Genomic DNA, 16,710 nt, shown 5'->3' on the forward strand with positions numbered 1-16,710 from the left:
GGGAGAAGCGTCGATGAGTCCCGGTGTGGAAATGGGAATCTTCCTGCTGGTTTTCGGAGCTCTTTCCGTGACGTCGGTGATCGTCGGGGTCCGGCGGCGGGAGAAGACCGGAGGATTGGGTCAGGTTCCGCCGCCGGACCCGGAATACGCGCGTCTGATCGTCGCGCTGAGGGACGAGGACTATGACGCCGTCCTGCGGGGCGGGGCCTGGGTCAATGGCGTCAACGTGACGCGGCCCTTGGCCAGTCTGTTGGTCAGTCGTGGCCAGGTCGAGCTGCGCGTCTCTGCCGTTGTGTCGATCCGGATCGCCCGCGCCGAGGTGACCGGCGTGCGCCGGGTGCGTGGCCCGTTCAGCCGCGGGTTCAAGTTCCGGACTGAGTCGGGCCGGTTGGACAAGGTGACCTTCTGGTCCCGGGGCAAAGCCGCAAAACAGCTGGCCGAGCTCGGCTGGCAGTGAAACGGTCGATCATTTCCGTACCGCATCCGGTGGCGACGGCCGCGTGGCCGCCGCCACCGGTGCTTCAGTCAAGCGCTTTCAGAGTGCGGACTGGAAGAAGACGTCCTGGGTGAGCTGGGTGATCCGGCCGGCGGAGTCCTGCCAGGACAGCGTGGTCGGCTCCAGCGTCAGCACCACCACGATCTTGCAGTTGTTCGCGCCCACCGTGCCGCTCGTGTGCATGGCGCGGCTGGTCAGGTCGATGTCCTGGGCGCTGAACGTGCCGAGCGTGCCCTCGCCGCTGGACGCGACCGCGGTGGCCGCCTTGACCTCCGGCGAATTCAGCACGCGCAGCGTGCGGGCGTTGGTCTCCGTGCATTCCTGGCCAGGCGCCGGCGCGGCGCCGAAACCGGACCAGCCCTGCTTGACCGCCTTCGGCCCGGGCACCGCGCTCGGGAGGCCGAACGACTGGTCGAAGCCGTCGGAACCGCACTTGGTCGACTGCGCCAGGTTGCCCATGATGAAGTCGCGGTACTTCGGGTTCGCGTCGTGCAGGATGTACTGGTAGGTCTTGGCGATGTCCGCGGCACTGATCGCGGTGTACCCCCACTTGCCGCGGGCGGCGGGCGGTGCGGTGTCGGTGAGACCGAGCTTGGTGACCATCCGCTTGACGATCTCGTCCCAGCCGTCGCGGACCCACAGCGTGCTGGCGGCGTCGTCGTTGCTGGAGCGCAGCATCGGCTCGAGCAGCGCCAGGTCATCGGCCGGGATTTCGTAGTCGGGGCCGTGCGATTCGAGGTAGTCGAGCGCGATGAACAGCTTGACCAGCGAGGCCGAACGGTACTGCTTGTGCTCGTCGGAGGCGGTGCCGGTCTCCTGATCGACGACGATGTAGCTGGCGGTCATCCCCTCGGGCAGGTCCACCGAAGACGTCGCCGCCGAAGCCGGTGCGGCCGCCATCGCCACACTTGCCACGACACCGGTCGCGATCGTTGCCAGACGTCGGATTTTCCCCACTTTTACCACCCAGTTTTCTAGATCAACTTCGTCCGGGGGCCCACCCTATCGGGTTAATCGCGCTGGTGTCAGGAAATCTTCGTGACGGAGCCGGTCGAACGGCCGCGTTCACCGGTCCAACGCCACCACCTCGGTCTTCGCCCGCTCGGTGTTGCGACGCGTCTTGGCCCACCCGTTGCGCCCCCGGGCCAGCCGGAACACCGCCCGCCACACCGTGATGTAGAACGTGTAGATGTAGCACGCGTAGCCCAGCCCGTACGCGATTCCGCGCCACGGCCCGGATCTCGGCTCGCAGTGCTTGCGGTAAACCGGGCCCCAGATCAGGAACGGCAGCATCCCCGCCACGCCGTACCCCAGCAGGTATTTCCACGCGCCGCCCGTGAACCACGCCCACGCCACCGCCGGTTCGGTGAACGCGTGGATCGTCAACAGCACCAACGGGATCGGGTACACCACGCTGCCCAGCAGCTGCATCCACGGCTGGGCCAGGTAATACAGCATCTCCGCCGCGCCGAACGTCGTCAGGTGCGGGGACTTCCAGATCCTGCGGGCGTACCGAGCGCACTGCATCGTGCCCTGGCTCCAGCGGGTTCGCTGCGCCAGGAACCGCCGCATGCTGTACAGGCCTTCCTGGTCGACGTGCGTGTCGACGCTGAAGCCCGTCTTCCAGCCCTCCGTCAGCAGGTGGACGCCGAGCTCGAAGTCCTCGAGCAGCGAGCCGCGCCAGGGGCGGCGTTGCGGGCCGGCGATCGAATCGAGGGCGGACAGCCTGGTGAACTGGCCGTTGCCGCCCATGGCGATCGTTCCCGTGTGGCCGCGGGACATCTGGATCGCCGCGATCGCCGTGCGGAACTCCAGGTCCTGCATGCGCACCAGAGCGCGGCCGAACCCGCGGCGAATCCGGTTGCCCGACCCGGGCGCCGTGCCCCGGTTGCCCATCCGGACGTCGATCTGCACCGCCCCCACCGCCGGATCGCCGAAGAGGTGGGGCGCCGTGCAGACGTACATGCAGTTCCCCGCCGGCCTGCCGTCCGCGTCGACCACGACGACGATCGTGTTCGTGCCGTCGTCGTGGCGCCCGACCCACGTGCGCAGGGCCTGGTAAGCGGCGTTGAGCGCGTCGCTCTTGCCCGTGCGGGCGTCGGGACGGCGGCGGGCCACGACGTGCAGCCGAGGGTCCCCCCGGCCCTGCAGCCGGCGGACGACGTCGAGGGTGCGATCGTCGGAATGGTCGTCGATCACCCAGACGTGCGCGGCGCGGAACCGCGTCCGCAGGTACCGGACGGTCTCGCCGATGACGAGTTCCTCATCGCGGCAGGGCACGAAAAAATGCCACTGAAAGAGCGTCGGATCGCCGGGCCAGGTGGGCCGGTGCCGCAGGTACGGCACGATGATCCCGCAAACGTAGAGGACGAACGCCGCGCTCATGACAATCGCGAACGCCTGCGCACAGCTCAGCAATAACGACAGGCTCATTGCGTCGCTCCGGGGGAAGAAATCGAGTGTCGGCCGCACGATAACGGCGTTGCTCTGCGAAGTTCCCGGCGGGGTTGATCACTCGTTCAGGTGTCCGTTGTTCAGGGTGCCGACCGCCGTAACCGGTGATCAGCGGGGTTCCTTATCCACTAACGATCGACTCAAACCCCACTATCAGGTGCTGTCCGGCAGCTCCATTTGCACCCTATGTCAACAGGCGGATACTGTCTTGATCAATTCATTCGCGGTTCCTGCGCTGCGCCGTGCTTTTTGGTGAGCCGGCGCGCGCGACGCGGTCATGTGGAAAATCGGAGAAAATCGTGTATCGACCTGGAATCGGTGGTGTCGTCGGGGGCGGCGGACTGCTCGCGACGACCGGAGCGAACCTGACGTGGTGGATTGTCTTCGGTGTCGTCAGTCTCGTTTTGGGTGTCGTCCTCATCCGGTCCGCCCGGCGCCGCGCGCAGGAGTCCGGTGACTGATCGTCCCTCTTCTTCCCCAGCCAACCCCTCTCCCGGCAGAAGCCGTGAAGAACACGAACAGGAGAACAGGTAATGCACCCTTGGGCCAAACGCGGGCTGCAGTCCGCGATGTTGGCCGGCGGCCTGATGATGCTGGGCACCGGCATCGCATCCGCCGAGGAGCAGGTCAACCCCGACCTCGCTCCGTCGCCACTGGACGGCGGCGTCTCCGTGCCGATCCAGCTCCGCAAGATCAACCTCGGCACTCCCGCCGGTGAAGCGCCGCTGCCGCTCGACACCGACGCCGACGTCAACACCGGCGCGGTGCTCCACGACACGAGCAAGCCGCTCGCGGGTGCGCTGCTGGGCAACGTCGTCAAGCCCGACGTGTCGGTCCCGGTCCAGATCACGGGCTGGGCGGTCGGCGCGGGCGGTGACTCCCACGTCGTCAACGACTCGGAGCAGGTCCACCAGCAGGGCGGCCCGATCACCACGACCGGTGCGGGCAAGCCGGCCGGCGGCAACGTCGTCACCGCGCCGGTGACGGCGCCGATCGGGGTCAACAACCTGGCCTTCGGCACGCTGTCCAACGCGACGGTCGACGGCTTCGCCAACCAGGACAGCACGGTCGGCGGCCCGGTCACCACCAACGGCGACAACGGCGTCGTCTCGGGCACCATCGCCGCGGTCCAGGGCGCGCTGCCGATCGGCGTCAACAACACCGCCGCCGGCTGGGGCGGCACCGGCACGGTCAACACCACCACGACCCAGGGCGCCCACTCGCCCGGTCAGCTGACGACCAGCGGCAAGGACGGCGTCGTCTCGGGCACCGTCGCCGGCGTTCCGGTCGCGGTGCCGGCCCAGGTCGACGGGACCGCGGCCGCCTGGGGTGGCAAGGCCACCGCGAACACGGTCAACACCGTGCTCGCGGAGGCCGGCACGCCCGGGTCCGTCGTGCGGGACACCTCCGCGAGCGCGCCGTACGTGACCACGGCCGGCGCCGGCTCGCTGGTCGGTGGCACCGCGCTCACCCCGGGCGTGGCGGCTCCGGTCGCGGTGAACGGCACCTCGGGTCCCTGGGGCGGCCTCACCCACGCCGACTCGGTGAACAACCTCGACGCGAACGCCGGCGGTGGCACGGTCACCGACGGCGTCAAGTCCGTGGGCGGTGGCACCGCCGCCGGAGCCCCGGTCGCCTTGCCGGTCAACGTGCTCGGCACCGCCGGCGCGTGGGGCGGCGAGTCCTTCGCGACGTCGGAGAACAACGTCGGCTCGGTCGCGGGCGGCGAGCTCGTCACCGACGGCGCCGGCGCGCTGGCCGCCGGCAGCGTCGTCCACCCGCAGGTGGCCGGCCCCGCCGAGGTCAACTGCACGACCGGTCCGTGGGGCGGCATCACCGGCACCACCTGCACCAACGACTACTCCGTGCAGGCCGGTGGCGGCGACGCGACCGACGGCACCAAGTCGGTCGCGAGCGGCACGGTCGCCGACGCGCCGGTCGCGGTGCCGGTGACCGGCAACCACAACTCCGCCGCGTGGGGCGGCCTGGCCGACGCGATGGGCGCGAGCTTCGTCGACTCGACGGCGGGCGGTGACGTCTACAGCGGCGGCGCGGGCTCGCTCGCCGGTGGGACGGTCGCGCACCCGCAGGTGGCGGAGCCCGTCGTGGCTTCTTGCAACACCGGCGCGTGGGGCGGCATCACCTCCACGCACTGCACGCACGAGAACAGCGCCCACGCCGGTGGCGGCCAGGTGACCGACGGCGAAAACTCGATCGTCGGCGGCACCGTCGCCGACGTGCCGGCGACGCTCCCGGCCCAGGTCTGCGGCACCGCGGGCGACTGGGGCGGCATCTCCACCGCCGAGTGCTACACCACGGTCGACTCGGTCGTCGGCGGCAACACCTACGACCACGGCGACAACTCCGTGGGCGGCGGCAACATCGTGGGCCCGTCGCTGGCCGGCGACGCCGACGTCATCTGCAACGCCGGCGCGTGGGGTGGCATCCCGACCTCGTCGTGCTCCAACGCCGAAAACGTCGTCGCGGGTGGCTTCCAGGGCACCTCGGGCAACAACGCGGTCGCGGCGGGCAACATCGTCGACGCGCCGCTGGCGACGCCGGTCGAGGTGCTCAACGGCGCCTACGCGTGGGGCGGCATCCCGACCTCGACGATGACCGAGCACAAGTGCCTCACCTCGGGCGGGGACAACAACACCGACGACGACGGCGGTGTGGTCTCCAGCAACATCGTCACCGCGCCGGAAGCCATCGGCGCCCAGGTGATGAACATCGCCGGGGCGTGGGGCGGCAACCCGACCAGCCACGGCGACTTCCTCACTCACGTCCACGCGGGCGGCGCCGACTCGGCGACCGGCAAGGGCGGCGCCGTCTCCGGCAACATCGTCGACCAGGCGAGCTCGCTGCCGGTGCAGGTCAACACGATCGGTGCCACCTGGGGCGGCAACGCCGAGGCGATCGGCACCAACATCACCGAGTTCACCTCCGGCGGCCCGAACTACGCCGACGGTGACCAGGGTGCGGTGGCCGGCAATGTCGTCGAAGCCCCGATCGGTGGCGCCGGCCAGGTCAGCAGCTGGGCGGTGTCCTGGATCGGTGGCGCGGTCACCGACGCGGACAACGACGTCAGCTCGCACGCCGGTGGCACGACGTACACGTCCGGTGTGGCCGGTGCGATCGCCGGTGACGCGGTCGCGGCGCCGATCCAGCCGCTGGTCCAGGCGACCGGTCAGTCGATCTCGCTGATGGCCAACACGGCCAACCACACCGAGAACACCTACGACCTCGTCTCCGGTGGCCCGATCGTCACCGACGGCACGGCCGGCGCGCTCTCGGGCGACATCCTCTCGGCCGACCCGCAGGCGATGCCGCAGGTCTACGGCCTGGGCATCTCGGCCGTCGGGTCCGCGACGAACGACGTCCAGAACGACCTCACGGCGACCGACGGCGGCGACGAGACCACGGCCGGCAGCGGTGCGCTCAGCGGCGCCCTGCTCGACGTGCCGGTCGCGGCCGACCCGGAGGTGTTCCGCTGGGGCGTCGGCGCGCTGTCGATCGTGCACAACCACGTCGACAGCACGGTGGACAGCCACGTCAGCGGGACGCCGACGGCGAAGCCGGCGGTGCAGATCCCGGTGGGCCTGGTGCCGCAGGTGAAGAACGTGACGATCCCGATCCTGGCCGAGGTGCTCAACACGGGCACCGACACGACCGAGGTCGTGGTCGGCCGGACCGAGGCCGCGCACATCCCGGTGGAGCTCGACCTGACCGGCGTGCTCGGCGGGGTGTCGCCGCTGGCCCGCGACGACGTCTCGTCGCGGACCGACCCGCCGGGTCTCGGCGCCGACGGCATCGGGGGAGCGATGAGCCTGCTCGGCAGCGGGTCGGCCGACGCCATCGGCAAGGCCACCGGTGCCCTGGGCTCGGTTTCGGGCCGGACGCTCGGCGGTCTGCCCGCCGGTGTCGCCGGAGCCACCGGTCACCAGGCGCGCAGCGACGTCCCGTCGCTGCCGGACCTGCTCGGTGGCGGTCTGCTGCCGCAGCTCAAGCCGCCTCACGTCGCGCTGCCGGGTGTGCCCAGCGCGCCGCGGGCGGAGAGCCCGGTGCCGTCTGTCCCTTCGGTTCCGGTGGTTCCGGTCGTGTCCGGTCTGGCCGGCAGCAGCCTGCTGTCGGCGGTGAAGCAGCCGCAGGTCGCGCTGCCGGGTGTGCCGACCCGGCAGTGATCGGCTGAGCGGGAACCGGGGCCCTGGAGCGAACCGCTCCAGGGCCCCTTCGCCGTTAGGGTGGCGGGCATGGACGCGACCAGGTGGCTCATCGTTGTCCGGCACGCGAAGTCGGACTGGTCGGAGGGCCTGCCCGACCACGAGCGGCCGCTCGCGCCTCGTGGCCTTCGTGACGCGCCTCGGCTCGGCCAGTGGCTCGCCGCCGAGGGGCACGTTCCCGAACTGGTCGTCTGCTCCACCGCGCGTCGCACCCGGGAAACCTGGCTGCGCGTGAGCGACGAACTCCCCGCGCCGCCGCCCGTCGAGTACGACGAAGACCTCTACGGCGCCGACGTCCCCGAGCTGCTGAACGCCGCCCACCGGACGCCGCCCGAGGTGACCACGCTCGCGCTGGTCGGGCACGAGCCCGGCGTCAGCGACGTGACGCTGCACCTCGCCGGGCACGGGGAAGAGACGTTGCCGGTCCAGACCAAGTTCCCCACCGGCGCCGCGGCCGTGCTCGCGACCACGGATCCCTGGGACGCCCTGCGCACCGCCCGGCTCGTCGCCTTCTTCCGGCCGCGCGACTTCACCGCCTGACGGTCCTTGGTTCGGACCAAACATTGCTTCTCTCATGTTCACATGTGTACTCTCCATTCACTCACAGGTCTGATGTTCATATTTGTGAATGGAGCGGACATGGTTTTCCGCCACACCGTCGTGGCCGCGCTCGCCGCGCTCGGCCTCGTCGCTTCTTTCGCCGCACCGGCCGAGGCCGCGTCGCGACCCACCGGCTGCGCCGTCCCGATCATCGGGCCGGTGTGCGCCCCCGCAACCGCCGTTCTCGACGGCAATCAGCTGCTTCGCACGAAGTTCGCCGCGCTCGTCGGCGAAAAGACGTCTCGCACCGCGCTGAACAACCTGCTCACGGCCGCGAAAACCGACCTCACGGCGGGCCCGTGGAGCGTCACGGCGAAGAAACAGGTCCCGCCCAGCGGGGACAAGCACGACTACCTGAGCCTGGCGCCCTACTGGTGGCCGACGACGGAGCCGACCGCCCAAAACCCGTGGGGCTGCCCGTTCGTGCAGCGCGACGGCCAGCGCAACCCGATCGTCGACGAGATCACCGACCACGCCTACCGCGGAGAGGCGTTCGCCGCGATCTACCGGCTCGCGCTCGCCTGGTACTACACCGGGGACGCGCGGTACGCCCAGCGCGCGGCGCTCGACCTGCGCACGTGGTTCCTCGACACGGCCACGAAGATGAACCCGAACATGAACTTCGCCCAGGGCATCCCGTGCAAGGTGGACGGCCGCGGCATCGGCATCATCGAGTTCTCCTACACGCTGAGCCAGGTCGTCGACGCCACCGCGATCCTGGCCACCGGCGCGCCCGGCTGGACGAGGACCGACCAGGCCGGCATGACCGGCTGGTACACGCAGTTCCTGGGCTGGCTGCGCACCAGCAAGAACGGGACCGACGAAGCCAAGGCCCAGAACAACCACGGCAGCTTCTACGACATGCTCGTCGCCGCGCTGGCTCTCGGCACGGGGCAGCGGGACCTGGCCGCGGCCATCGCGCGGGACGCCGGTCCGCAGCGGATCGCGCCGCAGATCCAGACCGGTGGCTTGCAACCCCAGGAGACGAGCCGGACGCGCAGCTGGCACTACTCGGCGTTCAACCTGGTCGCCCTGACCCGGCTCGCGCAGATCGGCAAGCACGTCGGCGTCGACCTGTGGCACTACACGGCACCGAGCGGCGCGACGCTGTTCGGCGCGGTCGACCTCCTGATCCCGGGCGCCACGCAGGGGCAGGCGGCGTGGCCGTACCCCGAGCTGGACTTCCGGCCGTACGCGGCGCTGGACGTCCTGCACGCGGCGGCCGACGCGGGCGACCGGGCGGCGCGCACGGCGCTGCCCCGGGTGCCGGTGGAGCCGGGCGGCGACCTCTACCCGGTGCGGCCGGCCGCGGAACAGCTGGACGACATTTCGACGTCCTGACGGCAAAAAGGGCCCGGCCGTTCGCGACCGGGCCCTTTTCCGGCGGAATCAGACGCCCGCCACCTGCGAAATCCAGCTGCGATAACGCGTGATGTTCGTGTACGCGGTGTTGTTCGACCGGTCGCTGGTCGACGCGACGCCGACCTGGCGGCCGGAAGCGAACATCGGGCCACCGGAATCGCCGCCGGCGGTGATGCCGTTGACGCGGTTCGCGCACACGGCGACGCCGCCGGTGTAGTCGCTGCAGCCGATCGAGTTCACCCGCACGGTCGCGACTTTCAGGTACCGCGACTGGCAGTTGATCTCGGAGCCGCACTGGCTGGTCGCGCCCCAGCCGTAGACCGAGACGTTCTGGCCGACCGAGACGTCACCGACGCTGCCGAGCGGCGAGTAGGTGGCGTTCACCGAGGTGGTGAGCCGGACGATCGCCAGGTCGGCGGACCCGGGGTACCGCGTGATGGTGGAGCCGGTGGCCATCGTCCCGCCGCTCGACTGGTCGAGGCTGCCGATGCGGAACGTGTAGGTGCCGGAGCTGCTGACGCAGTGCTTGGCGGTGAGGATGTACTGCGGGGCGATGATCGTCGAGGTGCAGTTCTGCTGACCGTTGACGAACAGGCGGGCCGCCCAGGGGCCGCTGCCGGCGGTGCTGCCGCCGATGATCGACGGCTGGGCCTGCGGGGTGCTGTCGGCGGCCGCCGGACCGCCGAGGCCGACGACGGCCAGTGCGGTGCTCGCGGCCAGCAGGACGAACTTGCCGAATTTCACGCTCACTCCTTTTCACGCGGGGAGAACCGCGTGGGGGAAAGCCGGTGGGGACCGAACTCGAAGATTGTCCGAGTTTCCGGCGAATGTCCGGAACCGACGAAAGTCGCCGGTCGAATCCGTATTTATTTCCCGGAGTGGGCTACGTGCAGTTCCCGTACTGTTCGGCGCGCTCAGGCGGCGATCTTCACCGGGGCGGTCTTCCGCAGCCAGTACAGCCCGACGACCGGCAGCACGAGCGGGATGAACAGGTATCCCTCGCCGTAGACGGACCAGACGGTCGGGTGCCGGAAGGCGGCCGCGTCGACGAGGCTCAGCGTGCCGATCGTCAGCACGCCCAGCAGTTCGATCGAGCAGGCGACGAGCGCCACGCGCCACCAGCCGTCACCCCGGCGGGCCAGCGCGATCGTCGCGACGATGTAGACGGCCGCGGCGAACGCCGAGAGCAGGTAGGCGAGCGGGGCTTCGTGGAACTTCGTGCCGATCTGGACGCCGGCCCGCGACGTGGCGGCCAGCGCGAAGATCGCGTACACGGCGACGAGCACCCGTCCGGGGCCGCTGGCCGTCCTACGCTGTTGCTCCACTCCACACCTCGTTCAGTCGCAGCACCATCACCGGGATGGCCAGGCAGGCGATACCGAGCACGGCGGTACTCGACCGGCTCCGCTCGGCCAGCGCCCAGGCGGCGCCGACGGGCAGCACGACCAGGCAGCCGATCAGATAGGCCAGGTAGGTAGCCAGGCTGCCGGGCCGGTCACCGCCGGCGAGCAGCACGATCCCGATCACCAGCTGCACGACCAGCAGCAGTTCGATGACCGCGAGCGCGACCAGGAGCGGGTTGTCCGGAAGCCGGTTCCGAGCCGACTGGACGAAGCTCCAGAGCGCGACGAGCGTGGCAGCCACGGCGACCGTCACGGCGAATCCGAAGATCACCCGTTCCTCCTTCCGGTCCGCCGGCCGCCAACTTACTCCGTGGTACTGGCGGGCCTGTCCGCCGAGGTGCCGCGGGCGTGGCGCGGACCACCACCGTCGGGGTGCGGCGGGCGCGGCGCGGACCACCGCCGTCGGGGTGCGGCGGGCGTGGGCCGGACCACCGCCGTCGGGGTGCGGCGGGCGTGGGCCGGACCACCGCCGTCGGGGTGCGGCGGGCGTGGCGCGGACCACCACTGTCGGTGCCGCGGGCGTGGGCCGGACCACCACGCCGGGATGCCGCGGGCGCGGCGCGGACCACCACGTGATCCGGCGTAGGCGACGCGTCCTCACGCGACGGACGCCTAACGCGAAAATTGATCACCGGCCAGCCTTGATGGCAATTCGCCAATTCGGTGGGATTTTCAGCCGGATCCTTTGGTGGACCTGCGGAAATGTCGGAAAGATCTTCACGTTGTTCCACTATGGTGTGGTGGCCGGACTGGACAAAATCACCCTGGGTTCGTATACCGGCCGGTAGACGCCCTTTTTGCCTACCTCGGATAGCCCAGTTGAACCGCCGGGTTGGCGGATTGGCGCAGAGCTGTCCGGCATGGGGGAATATTCCTCGTCCCGGGGCAGTCATGCCCGGGGGTCGCACGGAGGGGTATCTCGGATGGACCTGCGCTACGAAGCATTTTGCTTCGCCGACCCGTTGTTCTACGACGAACAGCAGGAAAACGGCGCGCCGGTCGAGGATTTCACCCCGGTGCTCCCCGCGCCGGCCGCAGGATGGATCACTGCGGACCGTGGAGTGTGGCGCTCGAGGCATCCCGACGGTCGCGTTCTCCCTGCCCAGGGCTGGCAGGTCCACGTCTCGGCCGGTCTGGACAACGCGAGCCGGGTGCTCGCGCAGGTGTACGGCTCCTGTACCGAGCAGGCGGTCGCCTGCCGGCATCTCCGCTCGCCGCTGACGTTGCTCGCGCGGAATTCGAAATACGCATCCGGTGACAGCGAGGTCGAGCTGGCGACCATTTACCCGGCTGACCACAACGAACTCGAGCGAGTCCTCGCCGACCTGTCAACGCGGCTGGAAGGCGAGCACGGCCCCGGAATTCCGAGCGCCTTGCGGTACGGCGACGGACCCCTCTACGTGCGTTACGGCGGATTCGCCGAACAGTGGGTCGAGCACGACGGCAACCGCGTCCCGGCCGTCCGCAAGCCGGACGGCCGACTGGTCCCCGAGAAGCGGGAACCGACGTTCTCCATGCCCGACTGGGTCAAACTCCCGGCTTGTTTGCGAAGCAGCATCACCGCGGGCAAAGCGGATGCACGGGCCCCGTTTCCCTACCGGATGGTGCGGCCACTCCACGTCTCGAACGGCGGTGGCAGCTACCTCGCCGACCCGAAGGCGGGCGGTGACCAGGTCGTCCTCAAGGAGGCCCGTCCGTACGCAGGTCTCGACGAGGCGCGGGTCGACGCCGTCGAACGGCTGCACCGAGAGCACGAGGTGCTCGGCCGGCTCGCCGGCATCCCGGGCGTGCCGCGGGTCGTCGAGTCGTTCACCGTCTCCGAGCGCCACTACCTGGCCACGGAGTACCTGCCGGGTATTTCGCTGGCCGGCTGGCTGACCCGCAACTACCCGCTGACCAGGCGCAGCACGACGGCCGTCGACATCGCCGCCTACGCGCGCCGCGCGCTGGACATCGTCGAGGGAGTGGAGAAGGTGGTCGCGGAAGCCCACGCCCGCGGCATCATCCTGGGTGACCTGCACCCGCTGAGCATTCTGGTCGACGAAGACCACCACGACCGGATCTCCTTGACCGACTTCGGGACGGCGTTCGACGCCGAGTCCGCCGGCCGCCCGGCACCGGGCACGCCCGGCTTCCGCGCTCCGGCTGACCGCACCGGCTTCGCGGTCGACGAGCACGCGCTCGCTGCATTGCGGCTGTGGCTCTTCCTGCCGCTATCGCCCCTGGCCGAGCTCGCTCCGGCGAAGCTGTGTCGTATCGCCGACTTCGTCGAACGCCGATTCCCCTTGCCCGAGGGATACGCCGACACCGCCGTCGCGGTGCTGGCCCCGTGTGAAGCCCCCGCGGAGCCGGCATCGGTCCACACCGAGCTCGACCACGACAAACCGGACTGGTCGCTGGTCCGCAAGCAGATCGCCGAAGCGATCCTCGCCAGCGCGACTCCCGCGCGTCAGGACCGGCTGTTCCCCGGGGACATCGAACAGTTCAGTGTCGGCGGTGCGTGCTTCGGGGTCGGGGCCGCCGGCGTGCTGCACGCTCTCGACGTCGCCGGTGCCGGCCGCTTCCCCGAGCACGAACGCTGGCTGATCGAAGCGGTCCATCGTGAGCCGCCGACCCGGCCCGGCTTCTACGACGGCAGCTCCGGCATCGCGTACGTGCTGGAGAACTTCGGGCACCACGACGTGGCCGGCAAGCTGCTGGCGACGTCCGCGCGGCTCGTCGAGCAGACGACCGACCACTCCCTGGAGAGCGGCTTGGCCGGCATCGGGCTGACGATGCTGCACTTCGCGACGGTCCGCCAAGACAACGAGTTCGGGCGCCAGGCACTGACCACGGCCGTCCGGCTGGGCGAGGCGCTGGAGACCGCCGCGCCGCCGGGGAACTCCGCCCGCGCCGGCCTGCTGTCCGGGTGGGCCGGGCCGGCGTTGCTGTTCATCCGGCTTTTCGAGCGCACCGGCGAGTCGGCCTGGCTCTCCTTCGCCGACCAGGCGCTGTGCCGCGACCTCGAAGAATGCATCGAGGCCGACGACGGCTCGCTGCAGGTCCGCGACGGTGCGGCCCGCACGTTGCCCTACGCGGGCGTCGGCAGCGCCGGAATCCTCCTGGTCGCCGAGCAGCTGGCGCGGCACCGCCCGGACGCGGAGACCGTGGACAGCCTTTCCGCTCTCCGTGAGGCGTGCCTCGGCGAGGTCGTCGTCCAGCCGGGTCTGCTCAACGGCCGGTGCGGGCTGGCGGTCGCGCTGGCCGCGAACCCAGGCGTGGAGCAGCCGAGCCGTGCGGCGGCGATCGACCGGCACCTGGCGTGGCTGGCCTGGTACGCGGTGCCGTACAAGAACGGCCTCGCGTTCCCGGGCAACCGGTTGCTGCGGCTCTCGATGGACGTCAAGACCGGCAGCGCGGGGATCCTCCTTTCTCTGGCTTCGCTCTATGACGGCAATGAAGTGTTGCCCTTCCTGGGTGGCACGCCGATCTATCCGGCTACCGGTCGCTGACCGGAATCGCCACGACGGCCGACGAGGGAATCCGCTGTCTGCTTGAGACCGCGTCCACGAAGGCGAAGCAGCGCTTCACGTCCAGCTGCGTCCGGGAGCGAGGAGCTCGATGGCCAGGTCGACATGCCCAGCCGGACCTGCCGCCCAGAGCCAGACGGGCCAGTGGCCCAGTACTGGGCCAGCCACCGGGTCAGCCGCCCAGTGCCGGACGGGCCAGGCGCCAGCTACCGGGCCGCCGACCCAGCTACCGGCCGCTGGCCCAGCCACCGGGTCAGCCACCCAGTACCGGACCAGCCGCCCAGTGCCGGGCGGCCGCTGCCTGCGGTAGTGGCGCGGGCCGCCGCCGGGGCGCCTTCCGGCGACGGTCCGCTATCAACTACCAGGCCGACTGCGGGTGGGGGTCGCGGTCGTCGGCGGGACGCCTTCCGGCGACTCCGCGACCTCCACCTGGCCACATGGGCAGTGGCGCGTCCGCTCTCGGGGCGTCTGCCGGAAGCGGACGCGTGACCACCACTGTTTGGTCCACTTCTGTGTTCGGGTGCCGTGACCGTCGGCGGGACGCCTGCCGGCGACGGGCCGGGACCACTCCCGAGCCGTCGGCTCACCTTTCTGCCGCCGCAACCGGATCGACGCCTAGGTCGCCATCCGTGTTACTAGCCGATCCGGTGAGGAAACAGCTCGTCCACTGTGGACCGATCTCATGTGCTTCCCAGCTTATCGCCGTCGAGGGGGTGCGGAACCCCTCGTGGCAAATCTGTGGACAACTCGCCGGTGTTCGGGGCGCCTGTGGACAACTCGGGCCGATCGGCCGGTTCTGTCGGTGCCTTCGTGCATGATCGGAAGGACGAGAAGAACACGGCCTGGAATCGGCACCGTCGGAAAGGAGATGACACGGCGGCGGTGCACGTCATCCGGGCTGCAGTGCCTCCAGTGCCTCGCGCAGCTTGCCGGAGACCGGTTGCGGCCGGCGGGACTCACGGTCCACGAAGACGTGCACGAAGTGCCCTTCCGCGACCAGGGACTCGTCGGCTGCGTACATCCCGATCTCGTAGCGGACGCTGGACTTCCCGAGGTGCGCCACCCGCAACCCGACCCTCAACGAACCAGGAAAGGACACCGATGAGTGATACCCGCAGTGCGACTCGACGCACAACCCGATCACCGCCCCGGTTTCGATGTCGAGGCCGCCCTGCTCGATGAGCCACGTGTTGATCACGGTGTCCATCAGGGAGTAGTGGACGACGTTGTTGACGTGCCCGTAGACGTCGTTGTCCTTCCAGCGCAACGGGACCGTCTGCCAGTGCGGGTACCCGCTCACCACAGGGACACCGACTCGCGCAGGATGCCGGACAGATCGTCCGCGGACGCTTCGCGGGGCGCGGTGGCCAGCAAGCGCTGCTGCTTGAGGGTTCCCTCGACGAGGGAGTCCACATCGGACTCCGTGTAGCCGACGGCACCGATGCCGTCCGGGATGCCGATCTGCCGCATCAGGTCGATCAGCACCGCGGGCAGGTGGTCGGCGAAGTCGCCGGGCCACTCGAAGTCGGGAGCCAGCAGGCGGGCGACGCGCAGGTGGCGGTCCGGTGCCGCGTCGAAGGTGAAGCGGAACGCCGCGGGCGCGGTCAGGGAGACGGCCATGCCGTGCGGCACCATGGGTTCTTCGCCCGGATAGCCGTCCGGGTGGAAATCCCTGACCTGGCCGGCGATCGGGTAGGCGTTCGCGTGCGGGATGTGCACGCCTGCGTTGCCGAAGCCGAGGCCGGCGAACGTCGCGGCCAAGGCCATGGCCTCGCGGGCCTTGAGGTCGGCACCATCGCGCACCGCGGCCGGGAGGGCCCACGACAGCAGCCTCAGCGACTGCTCGGCGAACATGTCGGCCAGCGGGTTCGAGCCGCAGTACGGCACGCGCTGCTCCGGGCGCTTGCGCTCGAACTCGGTGTACGGCTTGGCGGTGTAGCTCTCCGCGGCGTGGCACAGGATGTCCATGCCGCTGGCGGCCGTCACCCCGGGCGGCTGGCTGACGGTGAGCCGTGGGTCGACGACGGCCAGGGTCGGGCGCAGCCGCAGGTGGCTGATCCCGCTCTTGACGCGCAGCGACAACACGTCCAGGACGCAGACCGTGGTGCTCTCGGAGCCCGTGCCGGTGGTGGTCGGCACGGCGACCAGCGGCTTCAGCGGGCGGGCCGGTGCGCGGCCGCCGCCGACGGGGGCGTTGACGTAGTCCATCAACTCGCCGTCGTTGCTCGTCAGGAGGTTGGCCGCCTTGGCGGTGTCGATGGCGGACCCGCCGCCGACGGCCACGAAGGCGTCGTACGGGCCGGTTCCGCGGGCGAAGTCAACCGCCTTCTGCATGCTGACATCGGTGGGCTCGACGTGTACGCCGTCGAAGATCTCGGTCTCGATGCCGTAGCCCGCGATGCCGTCGGCTATGCGGCGGGGCCAGCCGGTCGCGGCCACCTGCGGATCCGTCACGACGAGCACGCGGTGCGCGCCGTACTGGGTCAGGTCATAGCCGATCTCGTCGCTGGCGCCGGTGCCGTACTTCAACGCCGGTGCGCCATAAGTAAAAACAGTTTCATGTTCGGTCGCGGCCAAGTCTGCGGTCCTCGCTCCCTTGATCGGCTACCAGTCGGTCAAAGCGGACATTCGGCCTATCCTTGTCCGGTTTCGGTGAAGATCACTTG

The 16,710-nt window shown here is 70.0% G+C and carries 12 protein-coding genes; 5 read left to right on the top strand and 7 right to left on the bottom strand.

All coding sequences use genetic code 11. From position 1 onward, the window contains the following. Nucleotides 1-31 precede the first annotated feature (31 nt). On the top strand, nucleotides 32-457 hold the full coding sequence (locus AB0M30_RS29190; protein ID WP_364589900.1) for a hypothetical protein: 426 nt from the start codon (nucleotides 32-34) through the stop codon (nucleotides 455-457). Between the two features lie 78 nt (nucleotides 458-535). On the opposite strand, the gene AB0M30_RS29195 is transcribed toward AB0M30_RS29190, so the two are convergent. Together AB0M30_RS29195 and AB0M30_RS29200 are read right to left on the bottom strand one after the other, a co-directional pair. Beyond that, nucleotides 536-1,396: a hypothetical protein gene (locus AB0M30_RS29195; protein WP_364589903.1), complete on the bottom strand. Its 861-nt coding sequence runs from the start codon at nucleotides 1,394-1,396 to the stop codon at nucleotides 536-538. A 165-nt stretch (nucleotides 1,397-1,561) separates the two neighbouring features. Continuing rightward, nucleotides 1,562-2,929: a glycosyltransferase family 2 protein gene (locus AB0M30_RS29200; protein ID WP_364589906.1), complete on the bottom strand. Its 1,368-nt coding sequence runs from the start codon at nucleotides 2,927-2,929 to the stop codon at nucleotides 1,562-1,564. 554 nt (nucleotides 2,930-3,483) lie between these two features. Between AB0M30_RS29200 and AB0M30_RS29205 the strand changes: the two genes are divergently transcribed. The 3 genes from AB0M30_RS29205 to AB0M30_RS29215 all read left to right on the top strand — a co-directional run bounded on the left by AB0M30_RS29205 (nucleotide 3,484) and on the right by AB0M30_RS29215 (nucleotide 9,111). Then, entirely contained in the window at nucleotides 3,484-7,131 is a 3,648-nt protein-coding gene (locus tag AB0M30_RS29205; protein ID WP_364589909.1) for a hypothetical protein, read from the top strand. A 69-nt stretch (nucleotides 7,132-7,200) separates the two neighbouring features. Beyond that, nucleotides 7,201-7,710 (top strand): histidine phosphatase family protein, encoded by a 510-nt coding sequence (locus tag AB0M30_RS29210; RefSeq protein ID WP_364589911.1) that lies wholly within the window; start codon nucleotides 7,201-7,203, stop codon nucleotides 7,708-7,710. Between the two features lie 99 nt (nucleotides 7,711-7,809). After that, nucleotides 7,810-9,111 carry an alginate lyase family protein gene (locus AB0M30_RS29215; RefSeq protein ID WP_364589914.1) on the top strand — a complete coding sequence of 434 codons (1,302 nt, stop codon included), beginning with the start codon at nucleotides 7,810-7,812 and terminating at the stop codon, nucleotides 9,109-9,111. Nucleotides 9,112-9,159: 48 nt separating this feature from the next. Here the strand turns inward: AB0M30_RS29215 and AB0M30_RS29220 are convergent, their stop codons facing one another. From AB0M30_RS29220 to AB0M30_RS29230, 3 genes are all read right to left on the bottom strand, one after another. Next, the gene (locus tag AB0M30_RS29220; protein ID WP_364589917.1) at nucleotides 9,160-9,876 is read right to left on the bottom strand and encodes a trypsin-like serine protease; all 717 of its coding nucleotides are present in this window, start codon (nucleotides 9,874-9,876) and stop codon (nucleotides 9,160-9,162) included. 170 nt (nucleotides 9,877-10,046) lie between these two features. Then, nucleotides 10,047-10,418: a hypothetical protein gene (locus AB0M30_RS29225; protein WP_103341744.1), complete on the bottom strand. Its 372-nt coding sequence runs from the start codon at nucleotides 10,416-10,418 to the stop codon at nucleotides 10,047-10,049. A gap of 22 nt (nucleotides 10,419-10,440) precedes the next feature. Further along, nucleotides 10,441-10,806 carry a hypothetical protein gene (locus tag AB0M30_RS29230; RefSeq protein WP_013222284.1) on the bottom strand — a complete coding sequence of 122 codons (366 nt, stop codon included), beginning with the start codon at nucleotides 10,804-10,806 and terminating at the stop codon, nucleotides 10,441-10,443. Between the two features lie 652 nt (nucleotides 10,807-11,458). Between AB0M30_RS29230 and lanKC the strand changes: the two genes are divergently transcribed. Further along, nucleotides 11,459-14,026 (top strand): class III lanthionine synthetase LanKC, encoded by a 2,568-nt coding sequence (lanKC, locus tag AB0M30_RS29235; RefSeq protein WP_364589920.1) that lies wholly within the window; start codon nucleotides 11,459-11,461, stop codon nucleotides 14,024-14,026. A gap of 907 nt (nucleotides 14,027-14,933) precedes the next feature. On the opposite strand, the gene AB0M30_RS29240 is transcribed toward lanKC, so the two are convergent. Together AB0M30_RS29240 and AB0M30_RS29245 are read right to left on the bottom strand one after the other, a co-directional pair. After that, on the bottom strand, nucleotides 14,934-15,347 hold the full coding sequence (locus AB0M30_RS29240) for a thioesterase family protein (protein ID WP_360166478.1): 414 nt from the start codon (nucleotides 15,345-15,347) through the stop codon (nucleotides 14,934-14,936). Next, nucleotides 15,341-16,621, bottom strand: coding sequence for a hydroxyacid-oxoacid transhydrogenase (locus AB0M30_RS29245; protein WP_364589923.1), 1,281 nt, complete (start codon nucleotides 16,619-16,621; stop codon nucleotides 15,341-15,343). Before AB0M30_RS29245 ends, AB0M30_RS29240 begins: the two co-directional genes overlap by 7 nt. Between the last annotated feature and the right edge of the window lie 89 nt (nucleotides 16,622-16,710).

It is taken from the genome of Amycolatopsis sp. NPDC051716 (genome assembly GCF_040681595.1).
In the GTDB taxonomy this organism is placed as follows: domain Bacteria; phylum Actinomycetota; class Actinomycetes; order Mycobacteriales; family Pseudonocardiaceae; genus Amycolatopsis.